Below are 23,245 nucleotides of genomic sequence, written 5' to 3'. Positions count from 1 at the left end.
TTTTAATGCCCTTTATTTTGTGAAAAAGCAATGTTATTGGTAACGGCGGCTAAAAGCGCTGAACACACAAACACTAAATGGATCACCACTTGCCAAAAAATGGGGTTATGCGATAGGGGCGTGTCCTTAGGAATGCTGGATAAAACATCTTCTAAACTCATGTAGCGTTTGAGCAAGAAAATCGCCGAAATGGCTACAATGGAGAGCGAAACCTTTAATTTTAAAGCGTTAAAATCCGTGTGTTTTAGCCAAGTGATTTCACTAGCATCCACCTTGTCTAATTTAGAAACAAAGCTTTCATAACTAGCGAGCAACACCATCAAAACAAGCCCAGCCATAAACAACAAATCCACTAAACCTAAGGCTGATAAAACCAAATCCGTTTCACTAATGGTGTCTAAATGGCTGAGCATGTGCCACAACTCTTTCATGAACACATAGCCTAAAACCACCAGCACTAACGACATGGCAATGCATAAAGGGGCTAGCAACCAACGAGTGGCAAACAACACTCTTTCAATCAATTTTTCTAACATCTCAACTCTTTTAATTATGGCTTTTTGAAGCCTTGATTATAGCTAATAAAACGCCCCGAGTGGCTAACAGAACGCCTTGATGGAGTGAAATCTCAAGCCATTCTTATGGTATTTATGGTATAAATCTGACTACTGCATGCAACAAAGGAGAACTGAGTGAAAACCACTATAAAAGAGATCTTTTTAGAGGAAGGATACAGCATCCCCAACTATCAGAGGGATTACGCTTGGAAGGACAAGAATTTTTGGGATCTGTGGGAAGATCTAGAAGAAGCGATAGAATACAACAAAAAGGGTCATAGGCATTTTATAGGCACCATGGTTGTCGCTAAGAATGAAGACAACAAAAAATTGTATGACATCATTGACGGCCAGCAACGAACGACTACCATCTTCATGCTCTTGCATGTCTTGGCAAGCAAACAAAATGAGGAAGACAAGCGAGAGACAAGAAAATATCTATACCAAAAGGGGGAATTAAAATTAGAAGTCGCCCCTCAAAACCAAAGCTTCTTCAAAACGCTCTTGGAAGTATCAGAAAAGGGGAATATCAGCCATTGCGAAAAAGATGCAGACACCGAGGGCAAGCAAAATCTTTTTGAAGTTTTGAAGGTCATCTTGGACAAAGTCAGCAAATTGAGCGAAGAAGAAGTGAATGAGCGTTTGGAGGTGCTGTTGGAAATGGTTTTGATGCGACTTGAAGAGCCCGATCCTGGAAGGGCCATCAGAACCTTTCAAAGCGTGAATGACAGAGGCGTGCCTCTCCTCTTGCTGGACAAACTAAAATCCCTTCTCATCTATTATTCCAACACTTTTTGCGATGGGAAAAGGGGACTAGACCAATTCATCAACGATCATTTTGGGGAGATCTTTAAGATCTTTGCCAAGATCAAAAAGAGCGACCATATCTCTAGCGTTGGAGGCTTTGATGAAGGTGATATCTTCCGCTACCACGCAGGGAGCCAAAGATTTGATGAGATCCCTTTTTTAGGACACTACGAAACAAGCACGGACAACACCTACGAGAAACTCAAAGCTGAACTAAAAAAATCAAAAGCACCAAAAGCACATTGGAAAGTTTCATCCAATCCTATGTCAGCGATTTGAAAAATTTCTATCAGGCTTTCCTTGATTTATTGAGCGAGATTGACACCAACCCAACCACCCTTAAGGTCATGCTCATCAACAGAATCAACCCGCTTTTTTTCAATTCGCTCATCCGCCTGAAAATCAACAACGAACTAGACGATGAAACGCTGAGACTCTTTGCCAAAACCGATATTGTGCTTTTCAAAGTTGGTAGAAATATGAAATCAGCAGCCTACAACCTGATTAATGCGTATCTTAAAAAGGGCAAAGAGGGATTGAAGAGCGAGATGATTGCTCAATGCAGAAATGATATAGAGCGGGCTTCTCGGGAGCTTGTAAACAACGCATACAACGCATCCAACTCATCATGCTTCCACTTTGTATTCTTTGAAAAGAACTGCCAGGAGATGGGTCTTGCCGATCTCAAAAAATTGATCCCTAGGAAGCAATTCTCCCAAGAAAAAGAGCACATCATCCCCATCAATTTATTAGAATTGGATAATGAAATTGAGATCCAAAAACTTGGTTTTGAAGACAGGAAAGATCTTGAAGCTTATATTTACACATACGGCAACCTCATCTCCCTAGAAAAACCGCTCAATTCTAAAGCAAGCGATAAGGATCTGTATGGAAAAGATGAAATCTATAAGGAGAGTAGAATCCCTTTCAACAGGCGCTTTAATGTAAAAGGTTTCAACAAAAAGGTTTTGATAGAAAGGAATAATGAAATGGAAAAATGGCTGATCAACACCTTCTTTAAGGATTTCGTCGCCCACTAAAGAGAGTTAAGCTTAAAAGAGCGTGAGTGCACCTACTCTCTTGCTTCTAGCCCCACCATCGCACCCATAAGCTAGTTCCAAACCGCTCTCTTCTTTGAAGAGTTAGGGGTTATCAAACAGCAAGCAATAACTTCATAAAATTTAAATGCACCGTAGTTTTCAAACAACAAACAAATACTTTTAACAAATGAATGCTCTTTAAGGCTGAATTCAAACGCAAGAATTATCTGAATTCCTCAAAGACCAAAAATAGGTATATTGATCAAAAAAATCTGCTTATCTTGATTCTCTGTTAAAATTATCCGAGCCGATGGAGTAAGCTACCCCATCGTTTTAGTGCTTGGGCGATCTGCTAAAAACACCCAAGAAAAAATAAGAATTTTTAGCCCAAACCCCTACCGCACTTCTATGACAACCGGTTTAGTCATCTTTTTGCTGACTTCATCGGCATGCATTAAGGCTTCTTGCTTGCTCTTATAAGGGCCTATGAGGTAGCGTTTAGTAGCCCCCCTATCTTCAATCTTATGGGGGAATTGATTAAACTCTTGTAAAAAGGCTTTGTTGGGCGTGTGCGCAAAAACCCCCACTTGCAAATAATGCCCTTTAGTAAGATTGGTTTTAGAATTAGCTTTCTTAGAAACTTCTTTATGGGCTTCTTTTTTAACTTTAGGCTCTTTTTTAGCCGCATGCGTAGCTTTACCTTTATGCGCTTCTTTATCTTTTGGCGCTACTTTAGGCTTTTTGTGGGGGGTTTCTTTTTTAGCCACAGCCTGAGATTCTTTTTGAGCGCTCATGGGAATAGGCTCAACAGCTTTTAATTCTTTTTGAGATTCTTGTTTTTCTTCTGTTGTTTTCATCTCCATTTGAGCTTGATCGGTTTGAATGGGCATAGAATTTTCACTCTCTTGTTTTTTAATATTATCCACCACTTTGTCTAACTTGTCTTCTTGTTTGGGAGAATCCATATTCAAGCTTTCAAACTCATCGTCTTTTTTCTCATCTTTAGTGTTGCCTATTTTTTGCATGCCACTATCGGTTTGTAAAAAAGTCTCTTTAGGAGCGACTCTCGTGCTTTTCCAAAACACCATTAAAAGCACCGCTAAAATGATAATGGCTATAGCCACGATCAAAAACACCTTTTTAGTGCCGCCCCCATTATTTTCTTCTTCTAAAATCACTTCATTCAGTCTTTCTTTTTCTGACATCAAAAATCCTTTCAAAAATGGTTATAAATGCTTCGCCCAAGAGCTCCCGCGCTCTTTTGCAAACACTTCATAAGGTAAGGCTAAAATATTAAATTCCTTGGGCCATTCATTGCTAGGGAAAACCCTCCATTCTTTAGGCAACCCTTGCGCTAATTTCATGGACAAAGTTTTAACCAACCTTTCACCCTCACCTAATTCCGTATGCCCCTTATGCACATACAAATGCAAATGCCCTGGCGTTTTGGTGTTATAAGCGGTAAAATTCATAAAACCTTCCTCACGAAGCAATAACTGCGCCTTATGATAAAAACGCTCCGGGTTCCTCCCGTTATAATCAAACACAATGTTTTCCACCTTATCGTTACGCAAGATGAGATTGTGCGCGATTTCTATTTCCCTTTTCAAATGCTTTTGAATGAGCGAGCTTGTGAGCATGGCATTCACTCTTTGGAATTTATTATAGTAGCAACGACCCGCATAATCCACCCTCTCCCCCAAGCCTGGTTTTTTTTCAAAATAATGGCTTGTGTCTATCTTAATGAGCTTTAATTCCATTTCTGTCATCATGCTTCCTTAAAAAATAGGTTGGTGGTACACAGGGAATTGACTGGCCATGGCCTTCAATTCTTCTTTCACATGCAATTGCAAACTAACATTATTAATATCATTCAAAATATCTGATATTTTATTCCCTATGATTTCAAATTCTTTAGCTCCCATGCCTCTTGCGCTCAATGCCGCTGAGCCAATCCTTATCCCGCTCGTTACAAAAGGGCTGCGCGTTTCGCCAGGAATGGTGTTTTTATTCACGGTGATCCCGGCATTCCCTAAGGCAATATCAGCGTCTTTCCCGCTATAAGGCTTATCCAAGAAATCCATTAAAAGCAAATGGTTAGAAGTGCCACCGCTCACTAACTTATGGTTTTTTTCTTTTAATGTTTTAGCGAGAACTTGCATGTTAGATTTCACCAACTTTGCATAAGCTTTAAATTCTGGTTTTAAATTCTCTTTAAACCCCACCGCTTTAGCAGCGATTGCATGCATCAAAGGCCCGCCTTGAGTCCCTGGAAAAATCGCTTTGTCAATCTTAGCCGCTATCTCTTCATCATTAGTTAAAATAAGCCCCCCTCTAGGCCCTCTTAAAGTCTTATGAGTGGTGCTTGAAACCACATGGCAATACGGGAAAGGATGGGCATGCTCATCAGCGACCACAAGCCCTGCCACATGGGCTATATCGCCTAATAGTAACGCTCCCACTTTATCAGCGATTTCTCTAAATTTCTTAAAATCAATCTCCCTTGGATAGGCTGAAAACCCGCACACAATGATTTGTGGCTTAACGCTCTGAGCGATTTTTAGCGCCTCTTCATAATCAATATAGCCATCCAAATTCACGCCATAAGAAAAGCTCTGATAATGCTTGCCGGTCAAACTCACTTTAGCGCCATGCGTTAAATGCCCTCCACAGCTTAAATCCATGCCTAAAATCTTATCATAAGGCTTTAAAAGGGCGTGATAGACAGCGTTATTGGCTTGTGAGCCTGAATGCGCTTGCACGTTAGCGAACTGGCAATTGAAAAGCTTTTTAGCCCTTTCTATGGCCAAGCTTTCTATTTTATCCACCACTTCACAGCCTCCATAGTAGCGCTTGTTAGGATAGCCCTCAGCGTATTTATTCGTTAAAATACTCCCCATAGCCTCCATGACACTAGGAAAAGTGTAATTCTCGCTCGCTATCATTTCTAAATGCTCATTTTGGCGTTTAAATTCCTCAACAATAAACTCAAAGATTTCACTATCCGTTTGTTCTAAAAAATACGACATTATTCTTCACCCTCAACATTAAAATCGTTTTTAACAGGACGCATCGCTGGAAATAAAATCACATCTTTAATGCTTTTAGCTCCAGTGAGTAGCATCACTAGCCTGTCAATGCCTATGCCTTGCCCTGCAGTGGGGGGCATTCCATGGGCTAGAGCCCACACATAATCTTCATCCATGTATTGGGCTTCTTCATCGCCTTTTTCTTTTTCAGCCACTTGATTTTTAAAGCGCTCTAGTTGATCTAATGGGTCATTCAACTCGCTAAAGCCATTAGCGATTTCTTTACCTGCAATAAACAATTCAAACCTGTCAGCAATATTAGGGTTACTATCGTTGCGTCTGGCTAAGGGGCTAATCTCAATGGGATATTCGGTTACAAAAGTGGGGTGAATGAGCTTATGCTCTACAAAATGATCAAACGCTTCAGCGAGCAATTTGCCATGAGTGAGGTTTGGCTCTACTTTAATGCCCTGCTCTAACAAATAAGCCAAAAGCCTGTCTTCTTTTTCTAAAATGCCCTTACTAATGCCCCCTATTGTTTCCAAAGCGTCCAAATAAGAAATCACGCTCGTTTGGTTGAAATCCACTTCCATATCGTTATAGATGATTTTTGAATCTAAATTTAAAGTCTTTAGCAAGTAGTCAAACAGCCTCTTACTGAGTTCAATCAAATCTTCATAAGTGTGATACGCCCAGTAAAATTCAATCATCGTAAATTCGGGGTTATGGCTGTGATCCATGCCCTCATTCCTGAAATTACGATTGATTTCAAACACCGCTTCAAAACCTCCCACAATCAAGCGTTTAAGGTATAATTCTGGGGCGATTCTCAAATACCTTTCAACTTCTAAAGCGTTATGATAAGTGATAAAAGGCCTTGCGTTCGCCCCGCCAGGAATGGGGTGCATCATGGGGGTTTCCACTTCTAAAAACCCTTCCATTTCAAAGAATTTCCGCACGCTAGAGACAATCAAACTGCGCTTTTTAAACACATCTTTAACGCTAGGATTGACGATCAAATCCAAGTAGCGCTGGCGGTAGCGCAATTCTATATCGCTTAATCCATGAAACTTTTCAGGTAAAGGCACAATGGTTTTGCTTAAAATGTGAAATTCTAGGGCATGAATGCTTAATTCACCGGTTTTGGTAGCAAAAGGGAAACCTTTCACCAACACAATATCGCCCACTTCTAAATGCTTTTTCAAGCTTTTAAATTCATCATTCAATTCATTTTGCGAAACATAAGCTTGCAAAATCGCGCTTTCATCTTCAACTTTAATAAAACATGCCTTACCCATTAAACGCAAAAGCTTGACTCTCCCTACAACGCTCTCGCATTTTTCTTTGTCTTTAGGCTCTTCTAAACCCTTAACATAAGCGTATTTTTCTAAAAAAGCGGCGTTTGTTAGGCTTCGTTTCAAGCCATTTTTATAAGGGTTTTTCCCTTCTTCTCTCAAGCTATTGGCTTTATGGATGCGTTGTTGGATGTATTGGTTAGAAAACATGTGATGCCTTTATAGGGGTTCTTTATTAGATGGGGTGTGGTTTGGTGGGGTTTGGTTAGCTTTTGGATCTAACATGTTTTTAGGCAAATCTTTAGCCTTTTCTTTTAAAGCTTCCACGCCCTTATCCATCGCTTTATTAAAAGACTCTTTATTTTTATTGAAAGATTCTTTATTTTTGACTTCATCGCTCATTTCTTCAAGATTGCCTTTAAGGTTTTGCTCCACATGTTTGACGCCATCAAGGCGCATGATCTTACTGGCGATGCTTTTCATGGTAGAAAAAAAAGCACTCTTTTCTTGCAAATAGGCGTTAGCGTCTTTCATGACTTCCATTTTAGAGAGTGCATAAAGGATGAAAGAAAGCACTAAAAAAGTCTTTAAACATGAAAAAATAAACCCTAACGCTTTGTCTATAATGCCTAACCCACTAAAGACTAACACCTTGCCTAGCAACACTCCAAAAGCTAAAAAAAACACCCAAATAGACGCTAACACCAATAAAAAACCGATGAGATTCGTCATGGTTTCATTTCTTAAATCATACAAATGCTCTGAAAATAAATTCCCAACAGCCACAGAATAGCGAGACGCTAAATACACGCCAAGCACAATCCCTAAAGTCCCCGCCACTTCACTCACGAAGCCATGATAAAATCCTCTAATCCCAAAGGCTACCACCACCACAAGTAACGCCAAATCAATATAGTTCAAACCCTAAACCCAAACCTTTCTCTCATTATCTCTATCTCATATAAGGATAGTCGTAGCGTTTTAAAACAAACACCCATCACTCTTAAATCATGCCAATCCACACTCTTTAGACTTGAAATTTGAAAATAATAACACAACTTAAAAAAAACTACCCTTAAAAAAATCAATCTAAAATTCTTAAATTAAAATATAGCTATAATACACTAAAACAATCTCAAGGTTTCAAAATTTAGCCATGCGTCTTCTCCTATTCAATCAAAACGCCTTTTTATTAGCGTGCATGTTTGTTTCAAGCGTGTATATGAACGCTGTTTTAGACGCTTATGCGGTTGAAAACCCCTATATCACTATCACACTCACAAGCCTATTAGCCCCTTTAAGCATGCTGGTGTTTTTAAAAACCCCTAGAAATAGCGCTTTTGCTTTGGGGTTTTTCGTGGGGGCGTTATTGTTTTATTGGTGTGCTTTAAGCTTTCGCTACTCGGATTTCACTTATTTATTGCCCTTAATCATTATTTTAATAGCGTTAGTTTATGGGGTTTTATTTTATTTGTTGCTCTATTTTGAAAACCCCTATTTCAGGCTTTTGAGTTTTTTAGGCTCTAGTTTTATCCACCCTTTTGGATTTGATTGGTTAGTCCCAGATAGCTTTTTTTCTTATAGCGTGTTTAGAGTGGATAAGTTATCGCTAGGGCTTGTTTTTTTGGCTTGCGTTTTTTTGAGCGCTCAAAATCTTAAAAAATACAGAATGATAGGGGTTTTATTGCTGCTTGGCGCGTTGGATTTTAATTTTTTCAAAACAAGCGATTTAAAAAAGGTTGGAAATATTGAATTAGTCTCTACAAAAACGCCCCAAGATTTGAAATTTGACTCAAACTACCTTAATGATATTGAAAACAACATTCTTAAAGAAATCAAGCTCGCTCAAAGCAAGCAAAAAACCTTGATTGTTTTTCCAGAGACCGCCTACCCCATCGCTTTAGAGAACTCCCCTTTTAAAGATAAGCTAGAAGATTTAAGCGATAATATTGCTATTTTAATAGGGACATTGCGCACCCAAGGCTATAGCCTTTATAACAGCTCATTTTTATTTTCTAAAAAAAGCGTTCAGATCGCTGATAAAGTGATCTTAGCCCCCTTTGGCGAGATAATGCCTTTACCTAAGTTTCTTCAAAAACCCCTTGAAAAACTCTTTTTTGGCGAGAGCGCTTATTTATACCGCAACGCTTCCCATTTCAGCGATTTTACATTAGACGATTTTACTTTCCGCCCCCTGATCTGCTATGAAGGCACTTCCAAAGCCGCTTATTCAAACAGCCTTTCAAAAATTTTTATCGTGATGAGCAATAACGCATGGTTTAGCCCAAGCATTGAACCCACCTTACAAAGAACGCTTTTAAAATACTACGCAAGGCGTTATGATAAAATCATCTTGCACAGTGCGAATTTTTCAACTTCTTACATCTTAAGCCCTAGTTTATTAAGCGATATTCTTTTTAGGAAACGATCATGATTAAAGCGATTAATATTTCTCATGCTTTTGAAAAACCTCTTTATAGTGGCGTGAATTTGCACATTAAACCCAAAGAAAGCCTAGCGATTTTAGGCGTGAGCGGGAGCGGTAAAAGCACGCTTTTAAGCCATCTAGCCACCATGCTAAAACCGGATAGCGGAACAGTCAGTTTGTTAGAACACCAGGATATTTATGCCTTAAACTCCAAAAAGCTTTTGGAATTACGGCGCTTAAAAGTGGGCATCGTTTTTCAATCGCATTACCTTTTTAAGGGTTTTAGTGCTTTAGAAAATTTGCAAGTCGCTTCAATCCTAGCCAAGCAAGAAATAAATCATTCCCTTTTAGAACAATTAGGCATAGCCCACACCCTAAAACAAGGCGTGGGTGAATTGAGCGGCGGCCAGCAACAACGCTTAAGCATCGCCAGAGTGCTTTCTAAAAAACCCCAAATCATTATCGCTGATGAACCCACCGGGAATTTAGACACCATTAGCGCTAATCAAGTCATCAGCATGCTGCAAAATTACATTACAGAAAACGAAGGGGCGTTAGTTTTAGCCACGCATGATGAGCATTTAGCCTTCACTTGCTCTCAAGTCTATCGCCTAGAAAAAGAAGTTTTGATTAAGGAAAAATAAGAAATGTTGCAACGCCCTAAAATTGTCGCTGAATTGAGTGCTAACCATAACCAGGATTTAAATCTCGCTAAAGAAAGCCTTCATGCCATTAAGGAAAGCGGCGCGGATTTTGTCAAGCTCCAAACCTACACGCCAAGCTGCATGACTTTAAACTCTAAAGAAGATCCTTTCATCATTCAAGGCACTTTATGGGATAAAGAAAATCTGTATGGATTGTATCAAAAGGCTTCTACCCCCCTAGAGTGGCATGCTGAATTGTTTGAGTTGGCTAAAAAGCTTGATTTAGGCATTTTTAGCTCGCCTTTTAGTTCACAAGCTTTAGAGCTTTTAGAGAGCCTGAATTGCCCCATGTATAAAATCGCTAGTTTTGAAATCGTTGATTTAGACTTGATTGAAAAGGCCGCTCGCACACAAAAGCCCATTATCCTTTCTAGCGGTATCGCTACAAGCACTGAATTGCAAGACGCTATTTCTTTGTGCAAAGGCGTGAATAATTTTGACATCACCCTTTTAAAATGCGTGAGCGCTTATCCCAGTAAAATAGAAGACGCTAACTTATTGAGCATGGTTAAATTAGGCGAAACCTTTGGCGTTAAATTTGGCTTGAGCGATCACACGATTGGCTCTCTTTGCCCCATTTTAGCCACCACTTTAGGGGCGAGCATGATAGAAAAGCATTTCATCTTAAACAAATCCTTACAAACCCCAGACAGCGCTTTTAGCATGGATTTTAACGAATTTAAAAGCATGGTTGAAGCCATCAAGCAAAGCGTTTTAGCCTTAGGCGAAGAAGAGCCAAAAATCAATCCAAAAACTTTAGAAAAGCGAAGATTCTTCGCGCGCTCTTTATTCGTCATTAAGGACATTCAAAAAGGCGAAGCATTGACTAGTGATAATATCAAAGCCTTACGCCCCAACCTTGGCTTACACCCTAAATTTTATAAAGAAATTTTGGGCCAAAAGGCATCAAAATTCTTAAAAGCCAACACCCCTTTAAACGCTGATGATATAGAACGCTCATTGTAGGTTTGTTTTGACTAAAAAATGGGATTTTTAAATTTTGTTTTATGGTTTTAGATTTGATTTTAAACTCATTTTCTATTTTAAATCTTAAGGGAATAGGGGCATCGCTCTCATCAAATGTTGCAACTAGAACCTTATTTGAATCTCAATTAACTTTAATTTTTAATAAAAAACAGGATTACTTTGTTGCTATCGTTTTAAACTTTATCATAAAACCCATTTTTTAAGGGGATATTTTGCGTTTAATCCCTAACCTCCAATCAAATCCCCTAACCCCCAAAGACTGCTTTTTTAAGAGATTATCCGCTTGATTAAATCAATCTCTTATGTTTAATCTTAAAAAATGCCTTTGAATATTTTTATTGATGATCAATAAAAAAGTCAATCCATTTTAAATAATTTTTAAACACAGATTTCACACGCATTTTAGAAAAAGCTCAAATAAGGGGGCTGATAATACCCCTTATGACAAAAAGGCTGTGTCTAAAGCACTAGATCAATAAAAGATAATCTCATTTCACCTTTTCAAGATACTCTTCTGTTTCCGTATTGACTTTAATCACCTCACCCTCTAAAACATGGAAAGGCACTTGCACGACCGCACCAGTTTCTAAAGTCGCTGGTTTTTTGCTCGCGCTGGAAGTATCGCCCTTAAAATTAGGAGTTGTTTCTACAATCTTTAAAGCCACAACTTGTGGCACATCCACTGAAATCGCCTTGTCATTATGCAATAAAACCTGCACTTGCATGCCGTCTAGCATCCATTTAGAAGCCTCACCCACTTGAGAGTCGTTCAAAGCGATTTGCTCATAGCTCTCTATATCCATGAATTGGTATGTGTCGCCATCGTGATAAAGGTATTGCATCGTTTTTTCAACCAGATTAGGCTCTTCGCACTTATCCCCCGCATGGAAAGTCTTCTCAATCACCTTACCATCTAAAAACGACTTGATTTTCGCGCGCACAAAAGCCGCACCCTTGCCGGGCTTGACATGTTGGTATTCTACGATCCTATAAGGCACACCACCCAATTCAATTTTTAAGCCCTTTTTGAGCTCGCTCATCCCAATTGCCATGTTACACTCTTTCCTTATTGATTAAATTTTATTAGCGCTGCCCAAAAGTTTCATGCGCTCTTTGACCACATTTTTAAGCGCTAATTGGGCCGGAGAAAAAAACTTCCTCAAATCAAATTGGCTCTTATCTTCATTAGCCACCTTGCGCACTTCTGCGATGAAAGCGATCCTTAAGTCCGTGTCGGTATTGACCTTATTGATCCCCCCTTTTACGGATTCTTGTAAAAATTCAAAAGGCACGCCCTTAGAGCCTTTCAGATCGCCTCCAGCGTCCAAATAAGATTTCCTCACATTATCCGGTATCGCGCTCGCTCCATGCAAAACTAAAGGGATATTAGTGAGCCTTTTGACTTCTTGCAAGCGTTCAAAATCCAATTTTGGCTCGCCCTTAAACTTAAACGCTCCATGGCTTGTCCCAATGGCTGGGGCTAAGTAATCCACTTGAGATTCTTTGACAAACTGCTCCGCTTCTTTAGGATTCACTAACACCGCGTCTTTTTCATCCACTGAAATATTGTCTTCAATCCCCATTAAACGCCCCAACTCCGCTTCCACGCTCACTCCAGCGCTATGCGCCATTTTGACCACTTTAGAAGTCAATTCCAAATTTTCTTCAAAAGCATGATGAGACGCGTCAATCATCACAGAAGTGAAACCCGCTTTCACGGCTTTTTCGCAGCTTTCAAAAGTCGTGCCATGATCTAGGTGTAAGGCTACAGGAATGTGGGGATAGCGTTCGCACATGATTTTCACCATGCCCACCGCCATATCAATCCCCATGTATTTGATCGCTCCTTCACTCGCTTGAATGAAAAGTGGGGAATTTTCCTCGTTTCCTGCTTCAAAAATAGCGTTTAGCATTTCAAAATTCACGAAATTAAACGCCCCCACCCCATAACCTTCTTTATGGGCTTTCAATAAGATTTCATTGCCTTTAACTAACATGATAACACCTCATCCATTACTTGTTGATAACAATTTTAGCGTGCTTCCTTAGTTCCTCAATCCGTTGATTCATGCGTTCTTGGAAAAGCTTTTCTTGTAACATCCCCTTAATGGTGGGTTTAGCTTGCTCATAAGTATAAGTTACAGGGCTATCTTTTGAAATCAAATAGATAATATGATAACCAAACTCTGTTTTAACAGGGGTTTTAGTGTAATCCCCAGGAGTTAAAGCGAAAGCGGCTTTAGAAAAATCCGGAGCCATTTGGTTCTTTTGGAATTTCCCCAAATCACCGCCATTTTGCGCGTTCTTGCTGTTAGGATCAATCGTATCACGATTGGCTAACTCAATGAATTTGGCTTCTTTTTTAGCCTTTGGCTGTTTGTCAATCTCAGAAATAATCCGTTTAGCCTCATCTTCGGTTTTCACTAAAATATGCCTAGCATGGGCTTCTTGCTTGACAAAAAGCTGATCTTTATTAGCGTTGTAAAAATCTTGCATTTCTTTTTCTGGGATTTGGATTTTTTTCACTTCTTCAGCCTGTTTTTTAGCCCAAAATTCCACTAAAGCCTGTTTTTTAACCGCTTCCATCATCGCTTTAAATTCTGGAGTCTGATTAAGCTTTTCTGCCTTAGCCTCATTTTCTACAAGTGCGGTGCGGATAGCTTGCTCAATCAAGGCTTCTTTTTCTTTCTCTTTAAGCTTGTCAAAATCAAAATTAGGATTTCGTTGCTTAATCATGTCAAAATCGCTTTTGGTAATAGGCTTGCCATCCACTGTCGCTAACACGCCTGCTGAAGCATCAGTCGTTTCTTTCGTGTTATGCGTAGCGTTATTCGCATTATGAGCCGGCTTAGCCATCAAAAACGACGCGCTCAACGCGCCCACTAACGCTAAATTTAAGATATTTTTTTTCATTGTGTGTTCTCCACTCTAAACTAATTTTCATCATTAAATTCACATTATAGCAAATTTAAAACAAAATCAGCTATCATGATTATAGAAAACTCACATTGAGGGGTAAGAAATGCTTAAAGTTATTCATTCCGTTCAAAGCGGGTAAAAATGTTCGCCGCAGATATTGCAATAATATTTGTTGTATTTATTGGTGTTAGTTTTATTCTTTTTGGAAAGGAAAAGAATGTTAAAAAGGATTCAAAAATTCTCGATACAATTATGAATATAATATTCGTAATTATTGTTGCATGTATTTTCTTTCCTTGGTTACTAGGGTTATTATTCTATATATTTGATATTTGGTTTTTCAGCATTGCATGTTATTCCATATTAAGTAATTTCTATACCTTTAGTCAATCTCATATTGATAAGCTTACTATGTAGGATTAAGGGACTTTGCGCTTAAATACCCCTTAAAAAGTGAGTTTAAAAAAGGCTTATGGTTTTGTTTCTATCCATTTTTAAAAAAAGTTTTAATGATTTTTTAAGCGCTAGAATGATTTTAATCAATCTTGGCCCTATCCTTTTGAGTTTGGCGTTTTTTGGAGCTATCTTTTATTACAATGGCGAAAACATTGTGAATTATTGCCAAGCTTTATTACCGCAATCTTTAAGCGATTACTCTCATTCTCAAGGCTTTTTTTCTAGTGTGTTTGTTTGGGTTTTTAAAGCGTTAGTGTATTTTCTTATTTTTTGGATTGTGATTCTTTTGAGTTTAGTCATCAATATTTTTGCGTCTATTTTTTACACCCCTTTAGTGGTCTCTTATTTGCACCAAAAATATTATCCCCATGTCGTTTTAGAAGAATTTGGCTCTATTCTTTTTTCTATTAAATATTTTTTAAAAGTGCTCATTTTTATGCTTTTATTCTTAGCGGTTTTAACGCCCTTTTATTTCATTCCCTTTATAGGGGTCTTTGGGGTCTTTTTTTCCATAATCCCGCATTTTCTTTTTTTCAAAAACACCATGAGTTTAGATATAGCCAGTGTAATTTTTAATCATCAAAGCTATCAAAACCTACTCAAACAGCACCGATTGAAGCATTATCGTTTCTCGTTTTTTTGCTATCTTTTTTCCTTAATCCCTTTTTTTAATTTTTTTGCCACCTTGTTGCAAACTCTCATGCTAGCACACTACTTTTTATCCTTAAAGAAAAAGAATGTTAGATTTTCTCCAAGAGCTTAGCACCCCCCATGTCAGGGATTTTTTCTTGTTGTTTTTAAGGGTTAGCGGGGTGCTGTCTTTTTTCCCTTTTTTTGAAAACCATTTAGTGCCTTTGTCGGTGCGTGGGGCTTTGAGCTTGTATGTGAGCGCAATTTTTTACCCCACTTTAGAATTTTCAAACGCTGCTTACACGCCAGAGGGTTTTATCATCGCTTGTTTATGCGAGCTGTTTTTAGGGGTGTGCGCGTCTGTCTTTTTACAAATCGTTTTTGCGAGCTTAGTGTTTGCCACTGACAGCATCAGCTTTTCTATGGGGCTTACGATGGCGAGCGCATATGATCCCATTTCAGGATCGCAAAAACCCATTGTGGGGCAAGCCCTTTTATTGTTAGCGATTTTAATTTTATTGGATTTATCGTTCCACCATCAAATCATTTTGTTTGTGGATCACAGCTTAAGAGCCGTCCCTTTAGGGCAATTTGTCTTTGAGCCAGAATTAGCTAAAAACATTGTCAAAGCCTTTTCGCACTTGTTTGTCATAGGGTTTTCTATGGCGTTCCCTATTTTATGCTTGGTGTTATTGAGCGATATTATTTTTGGCATGATCATGAAAACCCACCCTCAATTCAACCTGCTCGCTATTGGGTTTCCGGTTAAAATTGCGATCGGGTTTGTGGGCATTATTTTAATCGCTTCGGCTATCATGGGGCGTTTTAAAGAAGAAATCAGCCTGGCCTTTAGCGCCATTAGCAAAATCTTTTAAAGGATAAACATGATTAGTTTTAAAGAAGCCCTAAAAATCCATTCTAGCATTCCCTTAAAACCCTTAGAAGTAGAGGTTGTCTCTTTGTTTGAAAGCACAGGGCGCATTTTAGCAGAGGATATTATTTGCACTCACGCCTTGCCTAAATTCAATCAAAGCGCTATGGACGGCTATGGGTTTAAAATGCAAGATTTAGGTCAAAAAACTCAAGTCATCCAGCACATTTTTGCCGGAGATGATGTGAGCGCTTTAGAAGTTAAAGAAAATGAATGCGTTAAAATCATGACTGGAGCGATGGTGCCAAAGGGAATAGAAACGATCGTTCCCATAGAATGCATGCTAGAAAGCCATAAAAATTCCGCCCTAGCTCCTAAAGATTTTAAAATAAACGCCAATATCCGTCAAAAGGGCGAGAACGCTTCTTTAAACAGCGTATTAGTCCCTAAAAATACCCGTTTGAATTACGGGCATATCGTGCTCATTGTCTCTCAAGGGTTCAAAGAAATCAAAGCGTTTAGGAAATTAAAAATCGCTCTCTTTAGTAGCGGCGATGAATTAGTGCCTTTAGGGCAGAACGCCCTAGAATGCCAGGTTTATGATGTGAATTCAGTGGGTGTTTTTAACATGCTTAAAAACTACAACACGCATTTTCTAGGGGTTTTAAAAGACGATAAAGATTTACAGCTTAAAATACTTGAATTGCAAGATTATGATGTCATCCTTTCAAGTGCAGGGGTGAGTGTGGGGGATAAAGACTTTTTTAAAGACGCTTTGAAAGAAAAAAACGCCCTTTTTTATTATGAAAAAGTCAATCTCAAACCGGGAAAACCGGTAACTTTAGCCCGACTCAATCAAAGTATCATTATAGGCTTACCGGGCAATCCTTTAAGTTGTTTATTGGTTTTACGGGTTTTGATTCTACCCTTATTGGAGCGCTTATCTTTAAATAAAGACTTTGAATTAAAGCCCTTTAAGGCTCAAATCAATGCCCCTTTAAAGCTTAAAGGCGAACGCGCGTATTTAATTTTAGGCAACTATTCAAACCACCAATTCATTCCTTACAACAACAACCGCTATGAATCAGGAGCGATTCAAGCCCTTGCGCGAGTGGATTCTATCGCTTTAATTGATGAAGGAGTGGAATGGGTTCAAGGCGAAATTGAAATTTTAAGGTTTGAAAATTAAAATGGCTTTTAACAATGCTATAATGGCAAGTTCAAAACCCCACTCATAAAGGTTCTGTTTGTGGATAACTACACCTATAGCGAATTGTTAAAAAGCTTGCAAAACAAATGCGATAATATCGCTTTAATCATCAAGCCTGAAAAGATCAAACAAGAATTAGAACGCATTGAAAAAGAGCAAGAAGACCCTAATTTTTGGCAAGATGTCTTAAAGGCTAGAGACACCAATAAAGAAAAAGTGCACTTGAACCGCTTGCTAGAAACCTATCAAAAAACGAAAAATTCTTTAGATGAAAGCGTGGAATTGTTTGAACTCGCTCAAAACGATAACGATGAGGTTACTTTATCCTTACTCTATGAAGAGGCTCCTACTTTAGAACACAGCGTCCAAAAAGTGGAAATTGAAATCATGTTAAGCGGTGAAAATGACGCTTCAAACGCTATTATCACCATTCAGCCTGGAGCGGGGGGGACTGAAAGCCAGGATTGGGCGAGTATTTTGTATCGCATGTATTTGAGGTGGGCAGAAAGAAGAGGCTTTAAAAGCGAGATTTTAGATTATCAAGATGGCGAAGAAGCAGGCATTAAAGGGGTCGCCTTTATCATTAAGGGCGAAAACGCTTATGGCTATTTGAAAAATGAAAATGGGGTGCATAGGCTTGTAAGGATTTCACCCTTTGATGCGAACGCCAAACGGCACACGAGTTTTGCGAGCGTGCAAATTAGCCCTGAATTAGACGATGATATTGATATAGAAATTGATGAAAAAGATGTCCGTTACGATTATTATAGAGCCAGTGGGGCAGGCGGTCAGCATGTCAATAAAACAGAAAGCGCGGTTAGGATCACGCATTTCCCTACCGGCATTGTGGTGCAATGCCAAAACGACAGGAGCCAGCATAAAAACAAGGCGAGCGCGTTAAAAATGCTTAAATCCAAGCTTTATGAATTGGAATTAGAAAAGCAGCAAAGCAGCGCCAAAAATGAAGAAAAAAGCGAGATCGGCTGGGGGCATCAAATAAGAAGCTATGTTCTAGCCCCCTACCAGCAAGTCAAAGACGCGCGCTCCAATATTGCTTATAGCAATGTGGAAGCGATATTAGACGGCGATATTGATGCGATTTTAGAGGGCGTTTTGATTGCTAAAGCTTAAGTGCGCTAAAATGACAGCTAGGAATTATGGTTAAAAACGCTTTTTAAAACCAATTAGCAAGGAACAACAATGACACAAGAAGAATTAGACGCTTTGATGAGTGGTGGCGATTTAGAAAACTTGGAAGCCCTAGAGGCTAAAGAAAAGGCCAAAGAGGGGGCTAAAGAAGGAACTAAAGAAGAGCCTAAAGAGGGTAAAGAAAATTCCAGTTATAATGAAAAAATGACCGTCAAAAAAGAAGACGCTGAAAAATACGGCAAGATTAGCCCCAATGAATGGCCTCCCCCTCCCCCCACTGAAGAGCATAAAGTCGTGCATCAATTAGACGATGTTACAAGAGATTCTGAAGTGAAAGCCACGCAGATTTTTGATCAATTGGATTTGATCGGGGCTAGTGCTGAAAAAATCGCTAAAATGGTTAAAAAAATCCAAGAACCTTTGCAAAAACACCAAGAAATTTTTGACAATTTGCATGCGCATTTCCCTAATGTTGAATCTTTTAAAACCGCACTCAACGAGCAACAAGAAATCCTAAACGCCCTTAAGAGCATTGAAGAAGAAGCCGCTAATTGCTCAGATAGCTCCATGCAAGCGATGGATATTATGCAGTTTCAAGACATCCACCGCCAAAAAATTGAACGAGTGGTTAATGTCATGCGAGCGCTCAGCCAATACATGAATTCTCTTTTTGAAGGCAAAATTGATGATTCTAAGCGCGTGAGTTCAGCGACTTTTATCACCGGCGATGACGATAAAGATTTAGCCAGCGCTGATGATATTGAAGCCTTGATCGCTTCTTTTGGAGCCAAGTAGTTTTGAACCAAGTTGAATTACTTTCTCCAGCCGGTAATTTAAAAAAACTTAAAATCGCTCTCAACTATGGGGCTGATGCGGTTTATGGGGGAGTGAGCCATTTTTCTTTACGCAATCGTGCAGGCAAGGAATTCACTTTAGAGACCTTTAAAGAAGGGATTGACTACGCCCATGCGCTGAATAAAAAAGTCTATGCCACAATCAATGGTTTCCCTTTCAATTCACAGCTCAAACTTTTAGAAGAGCATCTTTATAAAATGGCAGAATTAGAGCCAGACGCTTTCATTATCGCTGCGCCTGGTGTCATCAAGCTCGCTTCAAAAATCGCCCCACATATTCCCATCCATTTATCCACGCAAGCGAATGTTTTAAACACGCTAGATGCGCAAGTGTTTTATGATTTAGGGGTTAAACGCATCGTGTGCGCTAGGGAATTGAGCCTGAATGATGCGATTGAGATTAAAAAAGCCTTACCCGATTTGGAATTAGAAATCTTTGTGCATGGGAGCATGTGCTTTGCCTTTTCAGGGCGTTGCTTGATTTCGGCCTTACAAAAGGGGCGCGTGCCTAATAGAGGGAGTTGCGCAAACGATTGCCGGTTTGATTATGAATATTATGTGAAAAACCCTGATAACGGCGTGATGATGAGGTTGGTTGAAGAAGAGGGCGTAGGCACGCATATTTTTAACGCTAAAGATTTGAATCTCTCTAGTCATATCGCTGAAATTTTAAGCTCCAACGCCATTAGCGCACTTAAGATTGAAGGGCGCACCAAGTCCAGTTACTACGCCGCGCAAACCACGCGAATCTATCGTTTAGCGGTTGATGATTTTTACCATAACACCCTTAAGCCGAGTTTTTATGCTAGCGAATTGAACACGCTTAAAAACAGGGGTTTTACGGATGGCTATTTGATGCGAAGGCCTTTTGAAAGGCTAGACACTCAAAACCACCAGACAGCCATTAGCGAAGGGGATTTTCAAGTCAATGGCGAAATAACAGAAGACGGGCGTTTTTTTGCATGCAAATTCACCACTACCACTAACATGGCTTATGAAATCATCGCCCCCAAAAATGCGGCTATCACGCCCGTAGTCAATGAAATTGGCAAGATTTATACCTTTGAAAAACGCTCTTATTTAGTGCTGTATAAAATCCTTTTAGAAAATAACACCGAGTTAGAAACTATCCATAGCGGGAATGTGAATTTGGTGCGGCTGCCCGCACCCTTACCGGCTTTTAGCTTTTTGCGCACTCAAGTAGAGTCTAAAAATGGCGTTTAGAGATTAGGTATTACAAACGATTAAGAGAAACGCATGCCATTAGAAACCATCACGCTCGCTCGCATTTATGAAGAACAAGGGTTTTTTGAAGAAGCGTTGCAAATTTATACTAATATTTTAAAAAAAACCCCTGACCATGCAGAGGCGTTAAAACAAATAGAACGCTTGGAAAAAATCCAAAAAAATGGCGCTCCTTTCAAGCACGACGTGCTATTAGAGCGGCACTATTTGAATTTTATCAAAGGGGATTTTTTGAGCGTTGAAAATTTAGAACAATGGCTGGTAGAATGGAATTGAAAAACATTATTTCAGAAACCCTTAATGAAATTGAAAAAATGGCTAAAACCATTGATGATGGCTTTGATGCGGCGCAAAAAACGCCCTCTTTTTTTAAAACGCCCCCTTATTTGCAAAACACCCCAAACCCTCAAAGCACCCCTTTAGAGCCAAAAAACGCTGCTAAAATAGAAACCCAAGAAAAAATCACAGAAGAAAATACAGAAGAAAAAGAAGAAGCACAAGGAATCATTACAGAAGAAATCACGCCCAAAAACCCCACGCAAGCACCGGTTTCAAACGAGCGGGTTTTTTTAAAAAGCTTATTAGAGAGAACCTTAGTGTTATTGAAAGGCATGCAAGCTTTAGAAGAAAAAGACGCGCTGAAGCGTTTGGATTTAGTGGCGCGTTTCTTGCAATACCAATTGAGCGTGCTTGAAAAACGATTAGAATCTTTGGAGCGAGAAAACACAGAGTGAAAAACGATCAAAGGAATTTTTTAAAAACATTAAAAAATAAGATTTTAATTTTTAATATTCCATGAAAACAAAGCCTTAAATTCCCATTAATAACTATGATAATGTTTTGAATTTTTATTTTTAAGACATCTTTAAGGTATCTTTAGTAATAAAATGCTAAAATCAAGCCCTTAAAACATTAACAGAGTTAATCGTTTTTGAAGTTGTAAAAATCATTGAAGGAGTTAATTGAAGTATGATAGAAGTTTTAATGATAGAAGATGATATAGAATTAGCCAAGTTTTTGAGCGAGTTTTTGCTCCAACATGGCATTCATGTAACCAATTACGATGAGCCATATACCGGCATTAGTGCGGCTAACACACAAAATTATGATTTGTTGTTATTGGATTTGACTTTGCCTAATTTAGACGGGCTTGAAGTGTGTAGGCGCATTTCCAAACAAAAACATATCCCTATTATTATTTCTTCAGCGAGAAGTGATGTGGAAGATAAGATTAAAGCGCTGGATTATGGGGCTGATGACTACCTCCCTAAACCCTATGATCCTAAGGAATTATTGGCTCGTATCCAATCCTTGCTTAGGCGTTCTCATAAAAAAGAAGAAGTGAGTGAGCCAGGCGATGCGAATATCTTTAGGGTAGATAAGGATAGCCGAGAAGTGTATATGCATGAAAAAAAGCTAGACTTAACCAGGGCTGAATATGAAATCCTTTCGCTCCTCATTAGCAAAAAAGGTTATGTGTTTAGCCGTGAAAGCATTGCGATTGAAAGCGAGAGCATCAACCCTGAAAGCTCTAATAAAAGCATTGATGTGATCATTGGCCGTTTGCGATCTAAGATTGAAAAAAATCCTAAGCAACCGCAATACATCATCTCTGTTAGAGGGATCGGTTACAAATTAGAATACTGATTCTAATAAGGAGTTAAGGGGTTTTGCGTTTCTCTATCTTTTTTAAAGTTGTCGCTTTGTTTATGGTAACGCTCTTTAGTTTTGGAGCGTTCGCTTATTATTTCGTGTCTTCTCAAATCAGCCATGAAAACTATCAAAACGAAATGCGCCATTATCAGTTTGTTACCACTATCAATGAAATTTTAAATAACTACTCCGATTATAGAGCCATAGAAGATTACCTCTATAAAATTGGCTTTAGAGAAACCACGATAGAAAATTTAGAAAAGGTTTTAGCCAAAAGACGCCACCAGTTGCACCACAGAAATATTGGGTATGCGGAAGTGTTTAAATTCAGCGATATGGTTTTTATCCTTTTAAAAAAAGATGAGCATTTTGTGCTTTATAAAGATTTGCATTCGGTTTCTTACAGGAATTATTTCTTAGCGATTACGGTGGGTTTGTTATTGATTTTATTCCTCTTTTTATTTGTTTTACAGAGTTTATTGCCCTTAAGAGAGTTGAGATCTCAAGTGAAGCGCTTCGCTCAAGGGGATAAAAGCGTGAGTTGTAAAAGCAAGCAAAAAGATGAAATAGGGGATCTGGCTAACGAATTTGACAATTGTATTCTAAAAATCAATGCGATGAATGAATCTCGGGTTTTATTTTTGCGCTCTATCATGCATGAATTACGCACCCCTATCACTAAGGGCAAGATACTAAGCTCTATGCTCAAAGAAGAATTGCCACGAAAACGCTTCATTTCCATTTTTGATCACCTAAACACGCTGATTGAGCAATTTGCCCGCATTGAGCAACTCGCTTCCAAAAACTATGGGAGCAATAAAGAAAAATTTCTAATGAGCGATTTGATAGACAGGATTGAAAAAATGCTTTTGATTGATGAGGATAAAAAAAGCCCTATCCATGTGTCCTCTTCCAATTACATTATTGAAGCGGATTTTGAATTGTTTGCTATAGCGTTAAAAAACATGGTAGATAATGCGATCAAATACAGCGATGACAAACAGGTGTTTTTGGATTTTATAGGGAATAATTTAGTGGTGTCTAATAAAAGCAAACCTTTAAAAGAAGATTTTGAAAAGTATTTGCAACCTTATTTTAAATCTTCTAACCCCAGCCAAGCCCATGGTTTTGGGTTAGGCATGTATATCATTAAAAACGCTTTAGAGGCTATGGGATTGAATTTGAGCTATCATTATGGCAATGGAAGAATCTGTTTCACTATCCATGATTGCGTTTTTAATAGTTTTTACGATTTAGAAGAGGATAATGAAGAGCTATCCCCCCCCCCCCCCCACCATTAGAGGAGGATGGGGAGCGTGGAGGGGCGCAAAAGGACATGGTAGGGGGCCGAAGGGAGACTAAAAAGAGAAAAAGAAGAGAAAAAGAAAAAAAGGAAAAAAGAAAGCAAAAA

At 38.9% G+C, this 23,245-nt stretch carries 21 protein-coding genes and 3 pseudogenes; 15 read left to right on the top strand and 9 right to left on the bottom strand.

What is annotated here, in order from left to right; translation table 11 throughout:
• Window positions 1–2: 2 nt before the first annotated feature.
• Window positions 3–536, bottom strand: coding sequence for a TIGR00645 family protein (locus EAL04_RS07120; RefSeq protein WP_000890445.1), 534 nt, complete (start codon window positions 534–536; stop codon window positions 3–5).
• Window positions 537–692: 156 nt separating this feature from the next.
• Between EAL04_RS07120 and EAL04_RS07115 the strand changes: the two are divergent.
• Window positions 693–2,404: pseudogene (locus EAL04_RS07115) on the top strand (DUF262 domain-containing protein).
• A 395-nt stretch (window positions 2,405–2,799) separates the two neighbouring features.
• Here EAL04_RS07115 and EAL04_RS07110 read toward each other — a convergent pair.
• The 5 genes from EAL04_RS07110 to EAL04_RS07090 are packed head-to-tail and all read right to left on the bottom strand — an operon-like array spanning window position 2,800 to window position 7,649.
• The gene (locus EAL04_RS07110; protein WP_120974296.1) at window positions 2,800–3,609 is read right to left on the bottom strand and encodes an SPOR domain-containing protein; all 810 of its coding nucleotides are present in this window, start codon (window positions 3,607–3,609) and stop codon (window positions 2,800–2,802) included.
• 21 nt (window positions 3,610–3,630) lie between these two features.
• Window positions 3,631–4,173: a DUF1882 domain-containing protein gene (locus EAL04_RS07105; RefSeq protein ID WP_000138104.1), complete on the bottom strand. Its 543-nt coding sequence runs from the start codon at window positions 4,171–4,173 to the stop codon at window positions 3,631–3,633.
• Between the two features lie 9 nt (window positions 4,174–4,182).
• Entirely contained in the window at window positions 4,183–5,433 is a 1,251-nt protein-coding gene (locus EAL04_RS07100) for a serine hydroxymethyltransferase (RefSeq protein ID WP_120974294.1), read from the bottom strand.
• Window positions 5,433–6,938, bottom strand: a complete 1,506-nt coding sequence (gene lysS / locus EAL04_RS07095) for a lysine--tRNA ligase (protein ID WP_120974292.1) — start codon at window positions 6,936–6,938, stop codon at window positions 5,433–5,435. The genes EAL04_RS07100 and lysS overlap by 1 nt, the downstream gene beginning before the upstream one ends.
• Window positions 6,939–6,947: 9 nt before the next feature.
• Window positions 6,948–7,649, bottom strand: coding sequence for a CvpA family protein (locus EAL04_RS07090; RefSeq protein WP_205585830.1), 702 nt, complete (start codon window positions 7,647–7,649; stop codon window positions 6,948–6,950).
• Window positions 7,650–7,884: 235 nt separating this feature from the next.
• On the opposite strand from EAL04_RS07090, the gene EAL04_RS07085 reads away from it, so the two are divergent.
• From EAL04_RS07085 to pseI, 3 genes are read left to right on the top strand one after another with little or no spacing between them, the layout of a single operon-like run.
• Window positions 7,885–9,162, top strand: coding sequence for an apolipoprotein N-acyltransferase (locus EAL04_RS07085; RefSeq protein ID WP_120974290.1), 1,278 nt, complete (start codon window positions 7,885–7,887; stop codon window positions 9,160–9,162).
• Window positions 9,159–9,800: an ABC transporter ATP-binding protein gene (locus EAL04_RS07080; RefSeq protein WP_120974288.1), complete on the top strand. Its 642-nt coding sequence runs from the start codon at window positions 9,159–9,161 to the stop codon at window positions 9,798–9,800. The genes EAL04_RS07085 and EAL04_RS07080 overlap by 4 nt, the downstream gene beginning before the upstream one ends.
• Before the next feature lie 3 nt (window positions 9,801–9,803).
• Complete coding sequence (pseI, locus tag EAL04_RS07075) at window positions 9,804–10,826, top strand: pseudaminic acid synthase (protein WP_120974286.1); 1,023 nt, start codon at window positions 9,804–9,806, stop codon at window positions 10,824–10,826.
• 509 nt (window positions 10,827–11,335) lie between these two features.
• Here the strand turns inward: pseI and efp are convergent.
• From efp to cbf2, 3 genes are read right to left on the bottom strand one after another with little or no spacing between them, the layout of a single operon-like run.
• A complete protein-coding gene (gene efp, locus EAL04_RS07070; RefSeq protein WP_120974284.1) occupies window positions 11,336–11,899 on the bottom strand; it encodes an elongation factor P in 564 nt (187 codons plus the stop codon).
• 21 nt (window positions 11,900–11,920) lie between these two features.
• Window positions 11,921–12,844, bottom strand: a complete 924-nt coding sequence (locus tag EAL04_RS07065; RefSeq protein WP_000960459.1) for a class II fructose-bisphosphate aldolase — start codon at window positions 12,842–12,844, stop codon at window positions 11,921–11,923.
• Window positions 12,845–12,860: 16 nt separating this feature from the next.
• Entirely contained in the window at window positions 12,861–13,760 is a 900-nt protein-coding gene (gene cbf2 / locus EAL04_RS07060; RefSeq protein WP_120974282.1) for a peptidylprolyl isomerase CBF2, read from the bottom strand.
• 147 nt (window positions 13,761–13,907) lie between these two features.
• On the opposite strand from cbf2, the pseudogene EAL04_RS08300 reads away from it, so the two are divergent.
• The 11 genes and pseudogenes from EAL04_RS08300 (at window position 13,908) to arsS (ending at window position 23,135) form a co-directional block, all read left to right on the top strand.
• A pseudogene (locus tag EAL04_RS08300) lies at window positions 13,908–14,133 on the top strand (hypothetical protein).
• A 105-nt stretch (window positions 14,134–14,238) separates the two neighbouring features.
• Window positions 14,239–14,966 (top strand): annotated as a pseudogene (locus tag EAL04_RS07050) (EI24 domain-containing protein).
• Window positions 14,960–15,727, top strand: a complete 768-nt coding sequence (fliR, locus tag EAL04_RS07045; RefSeq protein WP_078251279.1) for a flagellar biosynthetic protein FliR — start codon at window positions 14,960–14,962, stop codon at window positions 15,725–15,727. The pseudogene EAL04_RS07050 and the gene fliR overlap by 7 nt, the downstream one beginning before the upstream one ends.
• 9 nt (window positions 15,728–15,736) lie before the next feature.
• Window positions 15,737–16,912 carry a molybdopterin molybdotransferase MoeA gene (locus tag EAL04_RS07040; RefSeq protein WP_120974277.1) on the top strand — a complete coding sequence of 392 codons (1,176 nt, stop codon included), beginning with the start codon at window positions 15,737–15,739 and terminating at the stop codon, window positions 16,910–16,912.
• 60 nt (window positions 16,913–16,972) lie between these two features.
• On the top strand, window positions 16,973–18,064 hold the full coding sequence (gene prfB / locus EAL04_RS07035; RefSeq protein ID WP_079341643.1) for a peptide chain release factor 2: 1,092 nt from the start codon (window positions 16,973–16,975) through the stop codon (window positions 18,062–18,064).
• Between the two features lie 69 nt (window positions 18,065–18,133).
• Window positions 18,134–18,877: a protein phosphatase CheZ gene (cheZ, locus tag EAL04_RS07030; protein WP_120974275.1), complete on the top strand. Its 744-nt coding sequence runs from the start codon at window positions 18,134–18,136 to the stop codon at window positions 18,875–18,877.
• 2 nt (window positions 18,878–18,879) lie between these two features.
• Window positions 18,880–20,160 carry a peptidase U32 family protein gene (locus EAL04_RS07025; protein WP_120974273.1) on the top strand — a complete coding sequence of 427 codons (1,281 nt, stop codon included), beginning with the start codon at window positions 18,880–18,882 and terminating at the stop codon, window positions 20,158–20,160.
• 33 nt (window positions 20,161–20,193) lie between these two features.
• A complete protein-coding gene (locus EAL04_RS07020) occupies window positions 20,194–20,457 on the top strand; it encodes a tetratricopeptide repeat protein (RefSeq protein ID WP_120974271.1) in 264 nt (87 codons plus the stop codon).
• Complete coding sequence (locus tag EAL04_RS07015) at window positions 20,448–20,915, top strand: CiaD-like domain-containing protein (RefSeq protein ID WP_162982523.1); 468 nt, start codon at window positions 20,448–20,450, stop codon at window positions 20,913–20,915. The genes EAL04_RS07020 and EAL04_RS07015 overlap by 10 nt, the downstream gene beginning before the upstream one ends.
• A gap of 235 nt (window positions 20,916–21,150) precedes the next feature.
• Complete coding sequence (gene arsR / locus EAL04_RS07010) at window positions 21,151–21,828, top strand: acid response regulator transcription factor ArsR (protein WP_120974267.1); 678 nt, start codon at window positions 21,151–21,153, stop codon at window positions 21,826–21,828.
• Window positions 21,829–21,851: 23 nt separating this feature from the next.
• The gene (arsS, locus tag EAL04_RS07005; protein WP_120974265.1) at window positions 21,852–23,135 is read left to right on the top strand and encodes an acid-sensing histidine kinase ArsS; all 1,284 of its coding nucleotides are present in this window, start codon (window positions 21,852–21,854) and stop codon (window positions 23,133–23,135) included.
• Window positions 23,136–23,245: the final 110 nt, after the last annotated feature.

Origin of the sequence: Helicobacter pylori (genome assembly GCF_003638305.1) — a bacterium.
Classification (GTDB): domain Bacteria; phylum Campylobacterota; class Campylobacteria; order Campylobacterales; family Helicobacteraceae; genus Helicobacter; species Helicobacter pylori_DJ.
Note: the sequence above shows the minus strand (reverse complement) of the source record. Positions and strands in the feature narration are given on the sequence as shown.

Excerpts from the sequence above, each read along its gene's own strand:
- EAL04_RS07120 (WP_000890445.1), bottom strand. The coding sequence starts at position 536 with ATGTTAGAAAAATTGATTGAAAGAGTGTTGTTTGCCACTCGTTGGTTG.
- EAL04_RS07110 (WP_120974296.1), bottom strand. The coding sequence starts at position 3,609 with ATGTCAGAAAAAGAAAGACTGAATGAAGTGATTTTAGAAGAAGAAAAT.
- EAL04_RS07105 (WP_000138104.1), bottom strand. The coding sequence starts at position 4,173 with ATGACAGAAATGGAATTAAAGCTCATTAAGATAGACACAAGCCATTAT.
- EAL04_RS07100 (WP_120974294.1), bottom strand. The coding sequence starts at position 5,433 with ATGTCGTATTTTTTAGAACAAACGGATAGTGAAATCTTTGAGTTTATT.
- lysS (WP_120974292.1), bottom strand. The coding sequence starts at position 6,938 with ATGTTTTCTAACCAATACATCCAACAACGCATCCATAAAGCCAATAGC.
- EAL04_RS07085 (WP_120974290.1), top strand. The coding sequence starts at position 7,885 with ATGCGTCTTCTCCTATTCAATCAAAACGCCTTTTTATTAGCGTGCATG.
- EAL04_RS07080 (WP_120974288.1), top strand. The coding sequence starts at position 9,159 with ATGATTAAAGCGATTAATATTTCTCATGCTTTTGAAAAACCTCTTTAT.
- pseI (WP_120974286.1), top strand. The coding sequence starts at position 9,804 with ATGTTGCAACGCCCTAAAATTGTCGCTGAATTGAGTGCTAACCATAAC.
- efp (WP_120974284.1), bottom strand. The coding sequence starts at position 11,899 with ATGGCAATTGGGATGAGCGAGCTCAAAAAGGGCTTAAAAATTGAATTG.
- EAL04_RS07065 (WP_000960459.1), bottom strand. The coding sequence starts at position 12,844 with ATGTTAGTTAAAGGCAATGAAATCTTATTGAAAGCCCATAAAGAAGGT.
- cbf2 (WP_120974282.1), bottom strand. The coding sequence starts at position 13,760 with ATGAAAAAAAATATCTTAAATTTAGCGTTAGTGGGCGCGTTGAGCGCG.
- fliR (WP_078251279.1), top strand. The coding sequence starts at position 14,960 with ATGTTAGATTTTCTCCAAGAGCTTAGCACCCCCCATGTCAGGGATTTT.
- EAL04_RS07040 (WP_120974277.1), top strand. The coding sequence starts at position 15,737 with ATGATTAGTTTTAAAGAAGCCCTAAAAATCCATTCTAGCATTCCCTTA.
- cheZ (WP_120974275.1), top strand. The coding sequence starts at position 18,134 with ATGACACAAGAAGAATTAGACGCTTTGATGAGTGGTGGCGATTTAGAA.
- EAL04_RS07020 (WP_120974271.1), top strand. The coding sequence starts at position 20,194 with ATGCCATTAGAAACCATCACGCTCGCTCGCATTTATGAAGAACAAGGG.
- EAL04_RS07015 (WP_162982523.1), top strand. The coding sequence starts at position 20,448 with ATGGAATTGAAAAACATTATTTCAGAAACCCTTAATGAAATTGAAAAA.
- arsR (WP_120974267.1), top strand. The coding sequence starts at position 21,151 with ATGATAGAAGTTTTAATGATAGAAGATGATATAGAATTAGCCAAGTTT.